The organism is Streptomyces spiroverticillatus (assembly GCA_014650415.1).
In the GTDB taxonomy this organism is placed as follows: Bacteria; Actinomycetota; Actinomycetes; order Streptomycetales; family Streptomycetaceae; genus Streptomyces; species Streptomyces spiroverticillatus.
This window is the reverse complement of record BMUX01000014.1, coordinates 111,128-130,083: the sequence shown is the minus strand read 5'-3', so window position 1 is coordinate 130,083 and position 18,956 is coordinate 111,128. Positions and strand designations below refer to the sequence as shown.

General features: G+C 71.0%; 17 protein-coding genes and 2 pseudogenes. 7 read left to right on the top strand and 12 right to left on the bottom strand.

Going from position 1 to position 18,956, the window contains the following annotated elements; all coding sequences use genetic code 11:
* Positions 1–22: 22 nt before the first annotated feature.
* Both IE269_RS30800 and IE269_RS30795 read right to left on the bottom strand, forming a co-directional pair.
* A complete protein-coding gene (locus tag IE269_RS30800) occupies positions 23–472 on the bottom strand; it encodes a hypothetical protein (RefSeq protein WP_189826499.1) in 450 nt (149 codons plus the stop codon).
* Complete coding sequence (locus IE269_RS30795) at positions 469–1,197, bottom strand: hypothetical protein (protein WP_318299664.1); 729 nt, start codon at positions 1,195–1,197, stop codon at positions 469–471. The genes IE269_RS30800 and IE269_RS30795 overlap by 4 nt, the downstream gene beginning before the upstream one ends.
* Positions 1,198–1,673: 476 nt before the next feature.
* Here IE269_RS30795 and IE269_RS30790 point away from each other — a divergent pair, with 476 nt between their 5' ends.
* Positions 1,674–2,147 (top strand): C40 family peptidase, encoded by a 474-nt coding sequence (locus IE269_RS30790; protein ID WP_189826498.1) that lies wholly within the window; start codon positions 1,674–1,676, stop codon positions 2,145–2,147.
* 82 nt (positions 2,148–2,229) lie between these two features.
* Here the strand turns inward: IE269_RS30790 and IE269_RS30785 are convergent, their stop codons facing one another.
* On the bottom strand, positions 2,230–3,663 hold the full coding sequence (locus tag IE269_RS30785; protein WP_189826497.1) for a beta-propeller fold lactonase family protein: 1,434 nt from the start codon (positions 3,661–3,663) through the stop codon (positions 2,230–2,232).
* A gap of 1,020 nt (positions 3,664–4,683) precedes the next feature.
* Here IE269_RS30785 and IE269_RS30780 point away from each other — a divergent pair.
* Complete coding sequence (locus IE269_RS30780; protein ID WP_189826496.1) at positions 4,684–5,436, top strand: endo-beta-N-acetylglucosaminidase H; 753 nt, start codon at positions 4,684–4,686, stop codon at positions 5,434–5,436.
* Between the two features lie 179 nt (positions 5,437–5,615).
* On the opposite strand, the gene IE269_RS30775 is transcribed toward IE269_RS30780, so the two are convergent.
* The 6 genes and pseudogenes from IE269_RS30775 to IE269_RS43390 form a co-directional block, all read right to left on the bottom strand.
* On the bottom strand, positions 5,616–6,293 hold the full coding sequence (locus tag IE269_RS30775) for a GGDEF domain-containing protein (RefSeq protein ID WP_189826495.1): 678 nt from the start codon (positions 6,291–6,293) through the stop codon (positions 5,616–5,618).
* Positions 6,294–6,714: 421 nt separating this feature from the next.
* A complete protein-coding gene (locus tag IE269_RS30770) occupies positions 6,715–7,512 on the bottom strand; it encodes a class I SAM-dependent methyltransferase (protein WP_189826494.1) in 798 nt (265 codons plus the stop codon).
* Between the two features lie 854 nt (positions 7,513–8,366).
* On the bottom strand, positions 8,367–10,169 hold the full coding sequence (locus IE269_RS30765; RefSeq protein ID WP_229898489.1) for an SMI1/KNR4 family protein: 1,803 nt from the start codon (positions 10,167–10,169) through the stop codon (positions 8,367–8,369).
* 110 nt (positions 10,170–10,279) lie between these two features.
* A pseudogene (locus IE269_RS30760) lies at positions 10,280–10,665 on the bottom strand (IS5/IS1182 family transposase); the annotation flags it as partial.
* 75 nt (positions 10,666–10,740) lie between these two features.
* Positions 10,741–11,736 carry a LysR family transcriptional regulator gene (locus IE269_RS30755; RefSeq protein WP_189826493.1) on the bottom strand — a complete coding sequence of 332 codons (996 nt, stop codon included), beginning with the start codon at positions 11,734–11,736 and terminating at the stop codon, positions 10,741–10,743.
* Positions 11,737–12,302: 566 nt separating this feature from the next.
* Positions 12,303–12,437 (bottom strand): hypothetical protein, encoded by a 135-nt coding sequence (locus IE269_RS43390; protein ID WP_268253645.1) that lies wholly within the window; start codon positions 12,435–12,437, stop codon positions 12,303–12,305.
* A gap of 300 nt (positions 12,438–12,737) precedes the next feature.
* On the opposite strand from IE269_RS43390, the gene IE269_RS30750 reads away from it, so the two are divergent.
* On the top strand, positions 12,738–12,920 hold the full coding sequence (locus IE269_RS30750; protein ID WP_189826492.1) for a hypothetical protein: 183 nt from the start codon (positions 12,738–12,740) through the stop codon (positions 12,918–12,920).
* A gap of 1 nt (position 12,921) precedes the next feature.
* On the opposite strand, the gene IE269_RS30745 is transcribed toward IE269_RS30750, so the two are convergent.
* Positions 12,922–13,152, bottom strand: coding sequence for a hypothetical protein (locus tag IE269_RS30745; protein ID WP_229898490.1), 231 nt, complete (start codon positions 13,150–13,152; stop codon positions 12,922–12,924).
* A 186-nt stretch (positions 13,153–13,338) separates the two neighbouring features.
* Between IE269_RS30745 and IE269_RS30740 the strand changes: the two genes are divergently transcribed.
* From IE269_RS30740 to IE269_RS30725, 4 genes and pseudogenes are all read left to right on the top strand, one after another.
* On the top strand, positions 13,339–13,509 hold the full coding sequence (locus IE269_RS30740) for a hypothetical protein (RefSeq protein ID WP_268253646.1): 171 nt from the start codon (positions 13,339–13,341) through the stop codon (positions 13,507–13,509).
* A 478-nt stretch (positions 13,510–13,987) separates the two neighbouring features.
* Entirely contained in the window at positions 13,988–14,524 is a 537-nt protein-coding gene (locus IE269_RS30735) for a type 1 glutamine amidotransferase domain-containing protein (RefSeq protein ID WP_189826491.1), read from the top strand.
* A 348-nt stretch (positions 14,525–14,872) separates the two neighbouring features.
* The gene (locus IE269_RS30730; protein ID WP_189826490.1) at positions 14,873–15,559 is read left to right on the top strand and encodes an esterase/lipase family protein; all 687 of its coding nucleotides are present in this window, start codon (positions 14,873–14,875) and stop codon (positions 15,557–15,559) included.
* 162 nt (positions 15,560–15,721) lie between these two features.
* Positions 15,722–16,116 (top strand): annotated as a pseudogene (locus IE269_RS30725) (molecular chaperone HtpG); the annotation flags it as partial.
* 118 nt (positions 16,117–16,234) lie between these two features.
* On the opposite strand, the gene IE269_RS30720 reads toward IE269_RS30725, so the two are convergent.
* On the bottom strand, positions 16,235–17,179 hold the full coding sequence (locus tag IE269_RS30720; RefSeq protein WP_189826489.1) for an SDR family NAD(P)-dependent oxidoreductase: 945 nt from the start codon (positions 17,177–17,179) through the stop codon (positions 16,235–16,237).
* A gap of 151 nt (positions 17,180–17,330) precedes the next feature.
* Complete coding sequence (locus IE269_RS30715; protein WP_229898491.1) at positions 17,331–18,686, bottom strand: MFS transporter; 1,356 nt, start codon at positions 18,684–18,686, stop codon at positions 17,331–17,333.
* Positions 18,687–18,956 lie beyond the last annotated feature (270 nt).

Here is an 18,956-nt window from a genome sequence, read left to right as displayed (position 1 = left end):
CGGACGAGTGGCCGCACTCGGTCTACCAGGGCGGGCGGGGATCGCGGAGTGCTCGCGGGGTCTGTTCGGGCAGAGCCGTGCCCTGGTCGGTGCGCAGCAGTATGCCCGGGTCGGGTTCGCAGTCCTCATCGGGCGGGGCCGGCTCGTGGAATCGTTCGGTGCGTGGAATGGCGACTTCCACCAGCCGGTCCCCCTGGAACATCCACAGCCCGAAACAGTCGTCGTCCTGATCGCGCAGCAGAACCTGCACCGTATGGGGATGCGGCCACGGCAGCGATTCCAGGTGCTTGAGCAGGCCCCTGCGGGCATGCATCTTCTCGAACTCCAGGGCCCACCCGAACTCGTAGCCCCAGTGCCCCGCGATCGGGACGAAGCGGCCTCGCCATGTGCGTTCCGGGTCGTCCCGGGTCAGCGGTTCCATCACCTCGTCCGACCGGCGGGCGAGCACGATGACCTCGGCGTCTCTACTCATACGGAAGTGTCACCGGCCCGGAGGCCCCCGCCGCCCACGGCCCGGACACTGATCGACCACGGACCGTCCGACCGCGCAGAGATCAGGCACGGTCCGGGGAGCGGGACCTCGCCCGTCCACGGGCCGACGTGGTTGGCCAGTTCGTCAAGAAAGCCGGAGCCGTCGGGCTCGAAGGTGTCGACGAGGAAGTAGCCGCCGTCGGAGGCGCGCGGGGTGCCCGTGTAGCGCAGTTGGGAGACGGCAGGGCCGCCCTCGTACCGGAGAACGTCCGAGGCGGGGCGCTCGGCGCGACCGTGGAGGACGACGGCGTCGTCCACGCCGGACACCTCGACCGTCCACGGGCCGTCCGCCTGGATCCGCAGCGCACGCACCGGACGGTCGTCGGCGTTCACGAGGGACCGGCAGGCGAACGGGCCTTCGGTGTAGACGAGTTGGGAACCCGAGCGCATCCCGCCGCCCAGGGCGTCCACGACGAAGTGGCCGGAACCGTGGTGCGTGATGCCGAGAATGACCGGGTCCGCTCCCGTGGCGAGTTCCATCACCCGACTGCCGGTACCGGGAAACCGCTGGAGAACCCGACCGCCCGCACCCAGCAGTGCCGGAGCCGATCCGGCAAGGACGGCCGCAGGCCCGTTCCCCCTCTCCTTCTCCTTGGACACCCCGCCGATGACGAACGGCCCCGCGCTCGCGGGCACTTTGCCGCCGCTTCGCCTGGCCCACTTCATGCCATCCCCCTGCCCCTTGTCCGCCGGCGAACACTGCCGGGTCCCGCCCCGCGCCAGCCTATCCGGCACCTTGCTCGCGGCCGAGAGCCGGTCTCGCGCCCGGGGGCCTTGGCGGCGAGGTGGCGCGGGGCGCGCATGTGGGTGCGTACGTGTCACTCGTGCGGGGTGTGCACGCATGGCGCACAGACCGTTTCGAGGTGCGCTTCTCCCCAGGGCCGGCGTCGTGCGGGGCGCGGCCTTTGTTGCTGGTCCGGGGTGCTTGCGGGCGTACGGTCCGGGACCGTACGAACGTCCTCGACCGACCCGGACGGGCCTGCGCCACGGTATTTCTCCGCTCTCCGTCCTCACCGCCGATCCGGGTCCGCCGGTGCAGGATCCCCGGAACGAACGACACGTCCTCGCCGTCGTGGCGGGGCGGTCCTGGTGGTGTGCCACCTCGGGTGTCGCCGGGATGTCTGGTCGACGAAGGGTTGTGCATGACCGCGCATGTCCATGTTCCGTCGATGATCGCCCGGGTTTCCACGGCAGGGGCTCTCACCCTCGCGGTGACGGGAGCGGGCCTGGTGACTCCGGGCGCTGCTCCGGAGGCCCACGCCGCGCCGCACGCCGCGAAGGCGCTGGACGTCGCCGCCTCGAAGAGGGGCGCCCCCTACCAGTACGGGGCGAGCGGCCCGTACCGGTTCGACTGCTCGGGCCTGACGCTCTACTCGTTCAAATCGGCGGGCCGCAGTCTGCCGCGCTCCGCCCAGGCGCAGTACGGCACCAGTCGGCACATCAGGGCGAAGGACCGGCTGCGGGGCGACCTGGTGTTCTTCCACCGGGGCCGCAGCGTGTACCACGTCGGCATCTACGCGGGCGGCAACAAGATCTGGCACTCGCCGAGGACCGGCGCCGTGGTACGGCTGGAACGCATCTGGTCACAGGCCGTGTGGTACGGCCGGGTGGGCTGACCCCCCGCCACCGCCGTCCCCGTTCCCGGGCGTACCCGCGGTGCGCCCGACGGTGGTCGGGCGCACCGGTCGCGTGCGTACGTCAGGGGCAGGTTGCCAGGAGGACGGAGACGACGGTGCAGGTGACGCTCGCGGTGTCGTTGGCCGGTTGGGAATCGGTGGGTGCTGAAGCGGTACGGGTGCCCGTGACCTTCACCTGGCCCAGCGCCAGCAGGCTCAGCGGGACGCGGAAGGTCTTGGCGGCACTGGCTCCGTCGGCGATGGCACCGTAGGAGCAGGTCACGGTCGCGGAGGCGGCGGTGCACCCCGGGGAAAGGTTCGTCGCGCTCGCGCCCTGCGGCAGGACGGCCTTCAGGGTGGCGGAAGTGACCGGGGCGGGACCGGTGTTGTGCACGGTGAGGGTGTACGTCAGGTACGGGACGAGGATGCTGAGCCGTGGCTGCGCGGTGAGGTTCACGTCGATGTCGGCGGCCTGCGGCGGTGCCGGGGCCGGGGTGACCGCGACACTGGCCGGGGTGCTGCCGACGGGCACGGTCGCGGTCACGGTGTTGTTCGCCGTGTCGATCACGGAGGTGGTGTCGCCGGCCAGGTTGGTGACGTAGGCGCGGCTGCCGTCGGGGGTCGTGGCGACGCTGATCGGGAAGTCGCCGACGGGCACGGTCGCCGTGACGGTGTTGGTCGCGGTGCTGATGACCGAGGCGGTGTCGCTGCCCGCGTTGGTGACGTAGGCGCGGGAGCCGTCGGGGGAGACGGCCACCCCGTAGGGCCGGCTGCCGACCGGGACGGTGGTGGTGACGGTCTGGGTGGCGGTGTCGATGACGGTGGCCACACCGTCGACGTCCGAAGTGACGTACAGGCGGGTCCCGTTGGGGGTCACCGCGAGGGCGTTGGGCTTGCCGGTGGGGATGGTCGCGGTCACCGCGTTGGTCGCGGTGTCGATCACCGAGACGGAGTTGCCGCCGCTGTTGGCGACGTAGGCCTTGGCGGCGTCCGGGGACAGCGCGACGCTCTTCGGCCCGGCACCGACCGGGACGGTCGCGGTGACCGTGTTCGTCGCGGTGTCCAGGACCGTGACCGTGCTGGCCGGGTAGTTGGTGACGTAGACCCGGGTCGGGGAGGCGGCCACCCCGTTCGGGCCGGCCCCGGCGGGAACGGTCGCGGTGACGGTGTTGGTCGCGGTGTCGATCACTGACACCGACGAGGAGGACTCGTTGGTGACGTAGGCCTTCGCGCCGTCGGGTGTCACAGCCGTTCCCGCCGGTGCCGACCCGACGGAAACGGTGGCGGTCACCGCATTGGTGGCGGTGTCGATCACCGACACGGTGTCCGAGCCGTAGTTGGCGACGTAGGCGACAGGGGTGGCGGCGGGCGCCGGTCCGGCCGCGGCGGCCGGTGCCGCACCCGTCGCGGACAGTCCGGCGGCACACAGGGCGGAACCGGCCAGCAGGGCGGTCAGCCGCCGTCGCAGACGTCTGTGGGAGGAGGGGAGCTGGGTGGATCTGGTGCCAGAAGACATGGTGATCTTCTCCTTCTCGACGGCCGCGCCGACCGGCGCGGACCGGGCGCCCCCGCGGTCGGCCCGCGAGGACGGTTGGGCAGATGCGGGGCCCGCCCGGGGAGGAACCGGTGGGGGAGGGGCGGGGCCCGCAGCCCGTTCGCCTCGACCGCTCGCCCAGGGGCCGACCAGCGACCGACCGGAGGCGGGCCACTCGCGTCAACCCGCCCAGCATGACAGCCACTTGTAGCTCAGGGGAGTCGAATGGTCACATCGGGAGACTGGCGCGCCTTCTCGTCCGGCCGGGCGGGACGGGCCGCGCGCCCCTCGGTCCCTCGGGCTCGGCCACGGGTTCGGGCAACGAGCGGGCGCGTTCGGCGGCGTCGTGACCGGGAGCGTCGTGGGGCCCGCCGTGGTCACCGGCCCCCGGCCGGGAGTTCACCGTCGGGGTGCCGGTGACCGGCTACTGCGGGAACGTGCCGTCGTCCTCCCCGGCGGGGCGGGCGTCGCGTGCGGCCGGGGCGACCGCGTCCCGCAGCCGGGACTCCGGTTCGGTGGCGACACCAGCAGTTCCAACGACCCTCTATGGTGCTTCCCGCGTGTACGGCCAGGAGTCCGGCCGCACCTGGGACGAGGGCCGGACCGGCGGAGGGCTGCTCGTGTGCGCGACGATCACCACGCCCCTGCGGGGCTGGCCCTTTGAGCCCGCCGGGAGCCGCCCGAGCGACGAGCCCCCGGCCCGCGCGAGGACGCGCCGGGCTCGGCGGGCCACGCCTGACACCTCCCGCCCCCGCTCCCCGACGACCAGAAGAACCGTCTCCGGCCTCCGGAAGAACCCTGCGCGCACCACCCAGGACACGGACAGACACACTCACGGCGGGCAACACGCCACGAGGCGCGAGACCTCGACTCTGTGGGCGGAGGTTGTGAAGAGTTCACTCACGCCTCTCGGGTTCCGGGCGCGGGGCCGGAAGACTCTGAGGACCCGCCCGGCCTCGGACAGGCCGGGTGCCGACCCCCGTGACAGGAGACCGATCAACGATGTTCGCTTCGGTACGGAACAGAGCACGGAAGGCCGCCTTGGCCCTCGCGGCCGTCGCGGCACTCACCTGCGCCATGACCGCCACACCAGGCGCGACGGCGGCTCCCGCCGCCAGGAAACAGGGGCCGGCCTCGGTGGTNCTTGATAACGCTGTCACGGAGATCCGGCCCTTGCAGCAGAAGGGCATCAAGGTGGTCCTGTCCGTGCTCGGCAACCACCAGGGCGCGGGCTTCGCCAATTTCCCCTCCCAGCAGGCCGCTTCGGCCTTCGCGAAGCAGCTGTCCGACGCCGTCGCACGGTACGGTCTCGACGGCATCGACTTCGACGACGAGTACGCCGAATACGGCAACAACGGCACCGGCCAGCCGAACAGCAGTTCCTTCGTGCATCTGGTGACGGCGCTGCGCGCGAACATGCCAGGCAAGATCATCAGCCTCTACAACATCGGCCCGGCCGCCTCGCGCCTGTCCTACGGCGGCGTCAACGTCTCCTCGAAGTTCGACTACGCCTGGAACCCGTACTACGGCTCCTGGCAGGTCCCGGGCATCGCCCTGCCCAAGTCGAAGCTGTCACCCGCAGCTGTCGAGATCGGCGGGACCTCCCGGAACACGATCGCCTCCCTCGCCCGCCGCACGGTCAGCGAGGGATACGGCGTCTACCTGACGTACAACCTCGACGGCAGCGACCGCAGCGCCGACGTCTCGGCGTTCACCAAGGAGCTCTACGGCAGCGCCGCCGTCTACACACCGTAGGGCCGTGACGTCGCCGGACCGCGCCGGGGCCGGGTGCCCGGCGCGGTCCGGCGCTCCCGTGCACCGGGCACGTTTCTCCCGGCGCACGGCATCATCGGTCTTTCGCGCTGTACGGCGTACGGCGGTCGGCGTGCCGAGGACATCACCGGAGCTTCTTCAACCGGTCGGGCGGACGGCGCTCATGCCGCCCGTCCCCACTGGTGGGTGCCGGGCCGGCCCGCGCGGCGGCCGTTCACGGACGGTGTGGCCGCGTGCGCGAGAGTGGCGAACCGTGCGCGGCCCGTGTGCTTGCCCTCGTACATCGCCGCGTCGGCGGCCCGCTGCAGGGCGGACAGGTCACGGGTGCCCATCGTGTCCGGGGTCGCGACGCCCACCGAGGCCGAGACCTCGACCGTACGGCCGTCGTCCAGCCGGACCGGCGTGCGCAGCATGCGTACCAGTTGCTCCAGGCGCTGATGCCGACGGGCGGCGGTCAGCGGAAGGACGACGGCGAACTCGTCGCCCCCGAGCCTGCCCGCCGAGGCGTGCGGGCCGGCCCACGCGGTGATCCGGGCCCCGAAGGCGGCGAGCACGGTGTCTCCGCCGAGGTGCCCGAAGCGGTCGTTGACGGCCTTGAAGTGGTCCGCGTCGATCAGGACCACGGCGGTGTCGTCGCCCTGTCGGCGCAGGATCCGGTGGGCGCGGGCGGTGTAGGCGTCACGGCGCAGGAGCCCCGTGAGCGGGTCGCGTCGGCAGGAGGCGAGCCGCCTGTGCAGGACGACGGCGTGCACGGTCCAGCCGGTCAACGGCACGGCCGCGGTGGTCAGCAGGAGGGTGCGCTGCCCAAGGGGGCTCAGCGGGCGGAGAGTTGAGGCCATGGTGGTCCTCCGTAGTGGTTTCGTACGGGATGGCTGCCCGCATCGGCCGACGGTTCTCCGGCCGGGCACGGCCTTCCGGCCGAAAGCGGAGTCCTCGGCTCTCGTGCCCCGTGCCGCTTGGGGGCAAGGGTGTCGTGGAGCCGCGTGCCGTCCCGCCGTACCTCGGCGTGCGTGCGGGCCGGCTCACGAGGGAGGCAGGACACCGCAGGCGTTCACCAGGTCGTACAGCAGGCGGTCGCAGCAGTCCAGTTCGGCGGGCCGGGCGTTCCGGGGCGTGTGAGGCCCGGCCGTTCCGGGGCGTCGAGGTCGGTTGCTGTGTGCACTTGCTCACTCGCGCTGCCGCTCATCGGAGCGAGTGACACCGCACGGGAACGGAAGGGACGGCCGCGGCACGTGGTGCCCCGGTGCCGTCCCTCCCGGCTCACCCGCGCTTGGCCTTGACCGCCCGTGTCGCGAAGTAGTGCGACAGGTAGGCGGCGGACGCGTCGGACTGGTGCCGGGCCTCCGTGAACCCGGTGAGGACGAACCCCGCAGCGAGCTGCCCGCCGATCTGGCCGGTGAGGGTGTGGCTGTACTCCAGGGCGGCGTCCGCGCCGAACTTCGCGGCGCGCTCCTCGGCGGAGTACCGCGCGACGTCGCTGTAGGGCAGGGTGTGCACGACGTTCAGCTCGCCCCGCTCGTCGAGCGCGTCGTGGTCGAACAGGTACACATCGGGGTTGAGGAAGCCGGCGAGCAGCGTCCCGCCAGGCCGCAGGACACGGAAGCACTCGCGCCACACCGGTGCCACGTCCGGTACGAACAGATTCGAGACCGGATGGAACACGACGTCGAACTCGGCATCGCCGAAGGCACCGAGGTCGCTCATGTCACCCAGGACCGTGCGCAGATCGAGACCGTCCCGCTCGGCCACCGTCCGGTCCTGGCGGAGCTGGCCGGGAGAGTTGTCGAACACGGTGACCCGCGCGCCCGCGGCGGCGAGGACCGGACCCTGCTGGCCGCCGCCGGAGGCCAGGCACAGCACGTCCTTGCCGGTCAGGTCGGCCGGCAGCCAGGAGCGGTCGACCGGTTCGTGCCCGATGAGTACGACCGACCAGTCACCGGCACGGGCGCGCTCGACCACCTCCGAACTCACCGGCCGGGTCCACTCGTTGCCCTTGCGGACGTATGTGTCCCAGGCCGCCCGATTGTGGGCGACGGGGTCGATGCCGGTGTCCTGCACGTTCCACTCCCTGGCTGTTCGGCCGGACGAACCCGCGGTCTTCACGGTCCGGTGCTGCCAGCCAACACGACGGCAGGGTGCGGGCTCAACGGAATTCGCGGACGGCGCCCTCGGGGCCGGTCCACGGCCGCACCCAGCCGCCACCCGTGCGGCCCGCGTCCGTACCCTGCGGCGGACGGTGCGCCCGCCGGCGTGCGCAGGAACTCCAGCCGGGACGACCGGGGACGCAGGCCGGTCGTCCGTGCCGGGCACCGGAGTGTCCTCGACGCAGACGATGCGCACCCACAACTCCCGCTGCGGGGACAGCGTTTCCTCCCAGCCCTTCAACAGCAACTTCTCTACGGCGGTTCACCGGTTCGCCGACCGGCACGATCCGGCCGGGACGTCCACCGCGCCGAACAGGCATTACGGGCTGCGGACCGCGCCCCGGGCCACCTGGCACGCGCCGTCCGGCGGTGTGTCCTCGCGCGGCCTGGACTTCGGGGCGGTCGTCCAGACGCTGCGGCGGACGGTGGACACCGGTATGGGCGCGCACTCCGCTGGAGCGACGTCGGCGGGCGCGGGAGGAAGGCCCGTTGCCGACTTCGGCGCTGAGGATGGCGGGGTTGCGATTTCGATCCGGTCGGCGAGGAGCCCACCCAGCCAGGAGCCGTGGCCGATGGCGGTGAGGGCGATCTCGTCACGGGAGAGGTCCAATACCGTTGACAGGCAGACAAGTTGAAGCTCCTGGAGGCAGGTGCTGCCCCCGCCTCCGGTCGTCGGCCACCAGCCTCCCCGCGGGTACGACGCCACGAACCCCGAATGCCGACAGCGACCGGCACCTTCCTCCACGGCCGCGGCTCCCGGGCGGCTGACTAGTCGGCCAGGTCCGCCGCCAGTTCGTCGCGCCAGTGCACGGACATGCGCAGGTTCAGGATCGAAGCCGCCGCTGCGGGCAGGGGCAGCAGCAGGAACCGGCGCAGGGCCCCGGCCGCCGTATCCCGTACGTGCCAGGCCAGGAAGTCGGCCTCGGTGACGGGCGCCGCGTCCGGCTGACGGCTGGCCGTGTCGAGCGTCCCGCGGACAGCCCGGGCCTCCGCGCGGATCGTACGCATCCGCAGGTCGAGGGCTTCGTCCGCCGGGAGGTCCACCGGCTCGCCCCGGCCGACCTGCTCCAGCGCCCGGGCGATCTCCGGGTAGCCGTCGATGCCGGTCTCCGCCGCCAGCCGGTTCAGCTGCGCCGCAACCGCGGAGCGCAACCGCTCCGGTGAGGTCCGCTCCACGACCGCACCGAGGTCGAAGTCGCGTACCTCGGTGACCGGTTGCCACCCCTCCGGCACCTCGTCGAGGACCGGCAGCAGCAACGCGCTGGCCAGTGGTGTTGCTGTGTCGTCCGCCGGATCCCAGCCGATGCCGTACTCCGCCGTCAGGCCTGCCAGCAGCCGCGTGTAGGCGGCCGTCGAGCCGGGCCAGGGATCGACACCGATCCGCTGCCACCGCTGACCGTCGGGCGCGAGCGCGGGCTGTCCGTCGGGGCCGGTCACATAGTCCTCGCGCGGCGATTCGACCCGGTGGCCTGCCTCCGGCCGCTCCGTGCCGTCCTCCACGACGGTCACGCGTACCTCGTAACCCTGCTTCGTCAGCCGTACCACCCGGGTTCCGCGGGACAGCTGTCCCAGCACCTCGGGACGGTCGAACTCCGTGTCACCCCCCTCCTGCGTGGCGTACGACCATCCCTTGCCGCAGGATCCGGCCCGGACCATCGGGCGGTGGGCGGCCCAGGGCGCGTCGGCGGACAGCCGAGCCTGTTCCCGGGTGCGCGGTCCGGCGGTCGCGGGCACGGCGCCCAGCCGTTCCAGCATTTCTCCGGGGTCGATGCCCTCCACGAACACGACGTCCGGCTGCACGGGGAGTTCGGGTTGGGGGCCGAAGAATCCGCTGCCCCCGAAGGTGATGACGGTGTACGCCCCGTCAGCCTGCGGGACGGGCGGGGCCAGCGGGGCGGGCTCCGCTGCGGGGACCTGCGGCTCGGCGGCCCGTGCGGCGAGGTCGAGGGCGGAGGTCGGGTCGGCGACGACCGTGGTGCCCCCGTCCCAGATCAGCCGGCCCTCGTGGGCCAGTGGTGTCCGGCCGTCGAAGGGCAGGCCGTTCTCCAGGGCCGTGGCGAAGTCGGAGAGGAAGTGCCGCAGCCCCGACCAGGGCGCGAACGACGAGCCCGTCTCGTCGAAGTACCGGCCGGTCCGCCCGTGGTGCGGGCCGGGGCGGGTGACCAGGAAGAGCCCGTCGGAGGACTGCCAGCCGATTCCCAGGGTGACCAGCAGTCGTTCGTGCGGCCAGTACGCGTACTCGTCACGCTCCTCCTCGGTGAGCTCCGCCTCGTCCTCGGCAGCGTCCTCACCGACCTCGCGCAGGAACTCGGTACTGGAGACGATGTCCGCGACTCCGGACAGCGGTCCGTCGTGGTCGAGCCGGAGCGTTCCGTCCTGGAGCTCCACGCCGTCGTGCCGCAGCAGCGACTCCTTCAGGTCGGGCGGGAAGGCCAAGCCAAGCCGGAGTTCGGCCGCCCGGATGTCCGCCGGGGCGGCCGGCGGTCGCAGCAGTCCGTGGGTGACGGGGGCATGCCTCGTGAGCCAGCTCTCGATGCGGTCCCAGGACTCGTCGACAGTGAACGTGATCATGCACCGCACCATAGGTGCGGGCACTGACATCCGGGCACTTGGGACTGACCGGGGTCCCTCCTGCCCCGATCCCGCGATCACTGCTTCGGCGCGGGGATCTGCCCGTGGGACGTGTCGTGGACCTGTGCTCTGCTTCCTGTTTCTCGCCGGGCAGTTCCTCGTCCCCACGGTGACGGCGGGCCGACGACTACGACCAGGCGGGTGTCGGCGTCGATGACCACTTGATGGGCCGTGGAATAGCGGTAGTTCTTCGACTGCACGGCGATCGTGTGGTCACGGGTGGGAAGCAGGGTGCCGTCCACGATGAGGACACTTCGAGACACCGAGCATTGGTGCGATCTGGCGCATCGTCAGATTCGTGCGCCGGTAGGCCGTGACCGGCAGCACGCGGTCCTCCAGCGGTAAGCCCCACGGCCGACCCCGCCGTACTGCGTCGGCACCCTCGCGGCGCAATGCTGACACCAGCTTCCCGCTTCCCGAAGGAGCGCGGGCTCACTTCGGCGAACGGGGCTGTTCAGGACGGCTCCGGTGCCGTGATCACACCAGCCACATCAAGATCGTCAGACCGTGCTCAGCGCGAGGGTCTCCCGGCGTGGGTCACGGCATCCTCCTGCATTGCCGCCCTGTCCTCCGATGGCAGCCATGCATCCGGCGGAAGATCCAGCCAGTGGTGCTCTCGCGCGAGACGCCGGGCGGTGTCCACCAGGGCGTCGAGCGCCGGATGATCGAGGCCGACACGCCAGACCAGGGAGAGGGGAGAGAGGGGTACGGGGTCGCTCAGCAGTCGCCGGGCCATGCCGGGAACGTCGATGAACTCCGTGCTCGCCAGCACCCACCAGCCCCGCTTGCGTATGACGCGCATGAACTCCTCCGGACCCTCGATCTCCGGGAACGGCTCCGCCAGGTGAATGCCATGTCCGGCGAACAGCCGGGTGGCGAGGTCGGTCCACTCGGCGGCGGACTGGTTGCCCGCCGCGGCGTAGAGGGTCTGGCCGGCCAGGGCCTTCAGCGGTATCCGGTCGTTCGAGCACAGGGCGTGGTCGTCGGGCAGGAGCACGGCCATCCGCTCGTAGCGGACCGGGCGGTGAGCGAGCTGCGCGGCCACGGCGGGGGCGAGCCCGGCGAACCGTCCGAAGGAGGCGTCGAGGGAGCCGTCGAGGATCTCCCGGGCGGCTCCGGTGAGGCCGCTGTGGAAACGGGCGACGAGTTCCAGTTCAGGATGGGTGCGCCGGGTCTCCTCCAACACCTGGTTGCCGGTGGCCACCAGGTCTCCCACGTCGACGAGCAGCGGCCGTACCTCGCGTGCCGAAGCCGCGAGGGAGAAGGCATCGTGCGCAGCGAGTACATCCCGGGCGTACGGCAGGAGCCGTACACCTTCGGGCGTGAGGGCGACCTGGCGAGTGGTTCGTACGAACAGGCTTTTGCCCAGGTCCCGTTCGAGACGGCGAATGTCCCGGCTCAGTGCCTGCTGAGCCACGTACAGCCGGCTGGCGGCGCGCGTGAAGTGGAGCTCCTCGGCAGTGGCGACGAAGGCGCGCAGGAGACGAGGATCGAAGTCGCGGGGCATCCGGGCAATCTACCGCCGCGACCAGCACTGACAACACATGTGCGTTAATGCTGGCCAGACAGGTGTTGGACGCGAGAGCCGCCGCGAACGAGCGTGGAGCCATGCCTCACTACGAACCCTCGCGGCCTGAATCCTCTTCGGTACCTCACCCACCGCTGCTGACGGTCAGCGGACACATGCTCGTTGCCGCCGCCGTACCCCACCACAACAACAGCTCCGGCCACTCCGGTCAGCAGCCCACCTGCACGGGCCAGGACGGCAAAGCCCGTGCCTGGTTCCGCCGCCGGTTCATCGGCACGTTCCGGCCCCGCCAGAGTGCCTCTGAGAAAATCGCCATTTCGACGTCTCACCCCACCTGGTCGCCGTAGGTCACAGCTCCGATCACGGACCGGATCATTTGCGACGGGACATCCGCCGTCTTCCGGTTCACCGCTTTCGCGGGTCTGGTGGAGGGTCGCTTGGCGATGCGGACCGTACGGCGGACCTTTTGTTCGTTCGGTGGCCTTGCCGGTATTGCTCGCGGGCAGGCCACCGTCTTGAGAGGATCGATATGACCTCGGGCCTGGTCATGAGGGCTCGGTGAGAACCCACAACTCCCAGACTCCGTTGGCCCGGCACTCGTAGGCGCGTACGCCGTTCTCCAGGTACCAGTGGCCGCGCTCGTCACAGCGGTTCTTCTCGGCCGGAGGGAAGTCCGCCACGTGATGCCAGCCTGGCCCGGCTGCTGGTGTGGACTGTGCGTGTGCGGCTCCGGGTGCGGAGGCAGAGGCCGAGGCAGGTGCTGCGTGGCTTGATGCGAGCAGCGATGCTGCCGCGGCCGCGAGGAGGAAGCATTTCAGAGATCGCATGGAACGCATCCTTCCGTAGCTGTCGAGCCCGCTTCGGCGAGAACGGTCCGCTTCCTCCGATTGGCCTAACGGGTATTGCCGGCTGTCTGAACTGTGGTGGCCGACGCTGGTTCTTGAGGGCGCGGAAGGGGCTGTTGCAGCGCCGCCGGGCTCATGATCACGGGCTTCCTGGCCGTGCTCCTCTACAAGCGGCAGTCGCCCGTCGGGGTTTACACCGATGCGGCCCGGCTGGAGGGCCCCTTTGCGGCTCGACCAGCAGCCGCTGCGTTCCTGCTCTCCCAGATGGCGGAGCGCATCAACGGCGGTGCCTCCCACGCGATGTCCGAGGGTGCCTGAATCACCCCGCCCACCCGATCTCCCGGATCTCGACCCTCCCGTCGATGGGTTCGTACTGCACCTCCGCCAGCGCGCTCCAGGCTTCCCGGATCTCTTCGACGGAGCCCTCGTCCGCGACCCACGGCCATGCGCGTGGGTCCGCTCGCAGCGTGTCGATCAGCTCCAGGAGTTCGCCGAGCGCGCGCTCGGGCTGCTCCGCCATGACCTCGACTGCCAGCTCCTTGAGCACCATCGTGGGCTTCCCGTGATCAAGAGTGGGAGCACGGTGGGACGCGGTGCCGGAAGGCCGTGACGCCTGTGGACAACCCTGTCCACGGGGGGTGCGCGATGCTGGTGTCCCCCTGTCGCCGCTCACCCCACCCGCCCGACGGTGTTCGTGCACCGGGCGCGCCGTAATGGGCAGGCGGTAGGGGCGGGGATGCGGAACACTGCGCTGAGTGATCATCATGCAGCCCGCACCACCGCCGACCAGACCTTCACCGTCGACCCCTGCAACCTGCAATTCCTCTACCAAGGACGCGACCCCAACAGCGGCGGCGAGTACGGCCAATGGCCCTACCGCCCCGGGCTGCTGACCCTCAAGCGCTGACCGCATGAAACGGGCCCGGTACGGAACCGGAGTCGGCGCGGCTGCCTCCGGTTCCGCACCGGACCCCGAGGCGACTCGGGCACGGCCATGTCCCCCGGCCGGTCGGCCCGGGCCTCCAGCGCCTCGGGCTCCCTGCCCTTGCGGTCCGGGTTCGCCGGCCGCCCGGTCACCGCGCCGTGCCCCGGTTCCCGCTCCACCGCGCTCCGCAGCCTGCCACGCCTGCGGAACTCGAACTGCGGAGTCGGCGCCGACGACACCAGCGACCGCCGACGAGACCCCGCCCCCCCCAGGTGCGGCTTCCCGCCCCCCTTTCGTACACCGGCGCATCCGACCGCCTGAACACCGAGCGCGGCGATATGCATCTGCTGGTGCGAATCGGTTACGCGTATGGGGTGGGCAGAGTCGTACGTCTGCCCCTTGACCGTTGACGATCGGAGCCGGACGCCTCGGGCCCGGCCAAGAACGACAAGGAGTACCCATGCGCATCGCCTTCCTGGTGGCCCCTGAGGGCATCGAGCAGGTCGAGCTGACGGAGCCGCAGGCGGCGGTGGAGGCCGCCGGCGGTACCTCTGTTCTGGTGTCCACCGAGTCCGGTCAGGTGCAGGCGTTCCACCATCTCGACAAGGCCGACACCTTCCCCGTCGACCAGGTGGTGGGGGAGACCTCGGTGGAGGAGTTCGACGGCCTGGTGCTGCCGGGAGGCGTCGCGAACCCGGACGCGCTGCGGTTGGACGAGAAGGCCGTCGCCTTCGTCAAGGCGTTCTTCGACGCGGGAAAGCCGGTCGCGGCGATCTGTCACGCCCCGTGGACGCTGATCGAGGCCGATGTGCTGCGCGGCCGCACACTGACCTCGTGGCCCAGCCTGCGCACCGACGTCCGCAACGCGGGCGGGACCTGGGTGGACGAGCAGGTCAAGATCTGCACGGCCGGCCCCAACACCTTGATCACGAGCCGCAAGCCGGACGACCTCAAGGCGTTCTGCGAGGCGCTCGTCGGCGAATTCGGCAAGCGCTGAGAGACCCCGCCCTCGCACCCGCTCCGCCCCCCGATGGCAGCCCACTCGACGGACGGCCGTGGTGTGCTCCTCTCCGGCGTTCCGGGCACGTCGAAGCGCTCACCGGACGCACGCCCCGGGCAGACCGGTGCGGCCGGTATCTCCGCGGGCGGCCACGACAGCACCCGTGACGAGGCTCGCCACGGGTGCGGAGGCCCCTGCCGTACGCGCCAGACCCAGAAACTGTGCGCCGCGCGGTGGGGAGGCACCCCCGTGCGGGCACGTTTCTGCGGTGAAACCCTGCTGTCGTACGGGTGAACTCCCCAGCCCGACGGTGTCGTCCGACGGCACGCGCGCTACACATCGCCGGTGATCAGAAACCTGCCCCGGAGCGCCTGCACGCTCCTCCTCGCCCTCGCGTCCCTCCTCCCCGGCCCGGCGTCCGCGGCCAGTGCGCAACCCGTGGCCGCCGCCGGTCCCGACCCGGTCGTCTTCGTCCACGGATGGAACTCCGACGGCTCCGCCTGGCGGACCATGGCCGACCGCTTCAGGGCCGACGGCTGGCCGGCCGAGCGCCTGGACCCGTGGACCTACGACACCACCCAGTCGAACGCGACGACCGCCGCACAGCTCGCCGAAGAGATCCAGCGCGTCCTGGACCGTACCGGCGCCACCAAGGTCGACATCGTCGCCCACTCCATGGGCAGCCTCTCCTCCCGCTACTACCTGAAGAGCCTCCACGGGGCCGCGCACGTGGACGCCTGGGTCTCCCTCGCCGGGCCCAACCACGGAACGACCCTCGCGCACTGGTGCGGCGGGGCCTCGTGCGTCGAGATGCGTCCGGGATCCGACTTCCTGCTCGCCCTCAACGACGGGGACGAGACCCCGGGCGCACCCCGGTACGCCACCTGGGCCTCCCCGTGCGACAACGTCGTCAACCCGCAGGACAGCGTCGCCCTGGCCGGAGCGGTCAACACCACCACCGACTGCCTGGACCACAGCGCCCTCCGCGCCGATCAGCGGGTGTACGAAGAGGTCAAGACACACCTCCGGTAGAGCCCCCCCCCGGACGAACGCAGCGGCGGCGGGCACCGGCGGACGTCCCGCTGTGCTGCCGTCCCCCTTGATTCCACCGCTCCCCACCCGACCCGCGCCACGCGCCTGCAGGGCGCACCGCACCCCGCAGGCGCGTGCCCAGCTCTCCTGCCGACGGGCCCCTCACTCTCCCGCGAACTCCTCCAGCAGGACCGCCAGATCCAGGGCATGCGCCGCAAGCTGGTGAAGAAGGTGCTCGACGCCCTGAAGGACACGCCGAGGCCCTGCTCGGGCTGGTGTCGGCCGCCTCCACGCACGACCCGGAAAAGCCCACCACCCTGCGCGAGTACGTCGCGCGCATGAAGGACGGCCAGGACGCCATCCACTGCCTGACCGGCGGGACGCGCGCCGTGGTGGAGAACTCACCACACATAGAGGCCCTCACCGCCAAGGGGTACGAGGTCCTGATCCTCACCGACCCCGTCGACGAGGTCTGGGTGGGCCGGGTCCCGGCCTTCGACGGCCACCGCTTCCAGTCCGTCGCCAAGGGTCAGGTCTCCACCACAGGACCGCAGGAGATCGTCAAGGGTTGAGCGTCCCTGCGGGAACCGGCCACGACGAAGTACAGCGACCGGCTCCATGTGGCCGACTCCTCATGGCTGGCGCGCGACGCCCACGCAGCGCTCTTCGACCACGTCAGACAGGTACCTGCCCGATGTCGATGCCCGAGGCATCCAGGAGGTGTGCTGCCGTGCGAAACGGCACGACATCACCCTGCCCGGAGCGCATCGGCCACCCCATTTCGTCAGGGGTATCGAAGACGGGAGAGGGGCGCGTCCCGTCCTGTGTCAGTGCAGGATCTCGGCGCACAGCCTCTCGTTCGGCAGGCGTCTTCGACCGACTACGCGTGGTCGCTGCGACGGAGGTGTACTTCCGGGAGCACCGCCAGCGCTCCGCCGTCCACCGGCAGGCAGACTCCGTTGACGTACTGGACGAGGCCCCGGCGAGGAAGGCGACCACCTCGGCCACCTCCTGGGGAGAGCACAAGCGCTCCAGCGGGTAGGCCGCCCGGATCCGTGCCCGTTCCTCGGGGTCCCGCCAGCGGTGGGCATTGCGTTCCACGGCGACGAAGCCCGGTTCGACCACGTTGGTACGTATGCCCAGGTGCCCCCACTCGGTGGCCGCAGCGCGGGCCAGTGCGCCGAGGCCCGCCTTGGCCACGGCGTACGGAGCGAAGCCGGGAGCGGCCGCGTGGGCGTGCACCGAGCCGATCAGGACGACAGAGGCGGGTCGGCCCGCGGGATGGTGGCGGACGAGCGCGGCGGCTGCCTGCCACGCCGAGACGAGCCCGACGTCGAGGACGCGGTGCCAGTGTTCCGGTGCCAAGTCCTGCAGCGGGGCGCGGTGTTCACTCAGCAGTGCGTGCACGAGGACCGAGGGCGGCTCGGGTGCGGCGTCCACGGCGCAGGCGAGCAGGTCGGCGTCGGTGGCGTCGCCGTCGAACGCAACTGTCACACCCGGTAGTTGGTGCACGGTCGGATCCTGGTCGACGGCGATGACGGCGGTGCCCTCGGCGAGGAGACGGGCGACCACGGCCCGGCCGATCCCTCCTGCGGCACCGAGAACGAGTGCAGTGCTCAAGACGGTCACCTTTCGGTGGTGCGGGGGTTGGTCGAGGGCATCCGGGGCCTGGCGCCGCCGAGCCCGGGAGGGTGCTGGGCCGCACGCGTGCGAGGTCACGGCCGGGCTTGTGGTGAGAGGAAAGAGGACGGGGCAGTGCCTTGACACCCGCCTATTCCCGGCCGGTGTTGATTTCCTCGAGCTCCTTGCCCGTGGTGGCGAGGAAGGGGGAGAGAGCGACGACAGCCGCAGCGAGCAGATAGGCCGACGCGTACAGGGCGACGGAGCGCAGCCTGAACCGCTCCAGGAGGTGCGGCGCCAGGACCACGTTCAGCGCGATCATGAGGCGGGTGACGGCCTGCGCGACACCGCTTCCGATCCCGCGCAGGTGCGTGGGAAACGCCTCCGACGACCACACCCACGACAGCACGCCGGGCCCGAACCAGGTGAGCAGTGAGTACAGGACGAAGAAGGCCAGCAGAAGCGCCGGGGCCTTCGGGCCGAGGAAGGCGATCCCCAGACCTGCGACGAAGACGCCGACGCAGGACCAGATGCCCAGCGTCCTGCGGTTGACACGGTCGATCAGCCGGGCACCCGCGACAACGGCGCACAGACCCGCGACGAACCCGGCCAACGAGAACCACAGCGAGTGCTGCGCGCCGATACCACTGGCAGCCATGACGAGCGGGCCCGCAATGGTGGCGACCGCGCCGCCGAAGGCCTGGATGGCGAAGAAGCCGGTGACCGCTGCGAGGCGCAGCCCTGCCCGGGCGGCGAAGAGTTCACGTACCCGCCGCTTCCTTCCGGCGGACTCGACAGGAGCCGGTGGCGGCTCCTCGACACCCAGGATCGCGAAGACTTCCCTGGCCTCTTCGTGGCGCCCCTGCGCCCGCAGCCAGCGCGGCGACTCGGGCAGGAACTGCCGGGCGACCAGTACGGCGAGCGCAGGGATCGCGGCGAGCCCGAACAGCCAGCGCCAGGTGTTCTCCCCTGCCACGTCGCGCAGCGCGAGGGCGACGAGCACACTGGTGATCGCACCACCCAGCCACATCATGTTGGGCAGCGATCCCGCGACCCGGCCGCGCCTCGCTCGTGGCGCGATCTCCGTGAGGAAGGCGTGCGAGGTCGGGATGTCCATTCCGACGGCGACGCCGATGAGGAACCGGGCCAGCATGAGTTGCCACACCTCGGTCACGAACGCGGCGACGAGGGAGGCGACGACGAAGAAGACCAGGTTGATGACGAAGATGACCTTGCGTCCGAACCGGTCGGACAGGTCGCCGAACACGACGAGGCCGACTGCCGCGCCGATGAACGCGATGGCGCCGAGCCAGCCCACTTCGGTGGGGGTCAGATCGAAGGCCGGTTTGAGGAAGAGCAGCGCCGAGCCCATGACGAGCAGGTCATAGCCGTCGATGAATTCACCGAAGGCGACCAGACGCGGTGTCCACCGCTTGGTGAAGTGCGCCCTCGCTGGGCTGATACGCCCGGTGCCTGGGGTGGTCGTACGGGATGGGGCGGCGGCCATGGCGGGTGTCAGGTCCCTTCACGCGGACGGAGGACAAGGTGGTCAGCGTGGTCCCACACTGGTGCACCAGTGACACCAGTGGTAGATGCTCACTACACGTTGCCCACTACTCGCCCGTGCCTGGCCGAAACGAAGCGGAACGGAAGTCCCGTTCATATGTCCGCTCTTGGGCGTCCGCCGTGTCTGGATGTCCGCCGTGCGAGGCGGACTCGATCGCCGCACCACGGCCCGCCAGGCCCGACGACGCACCGCCGCATCCGTCTTCCCCAG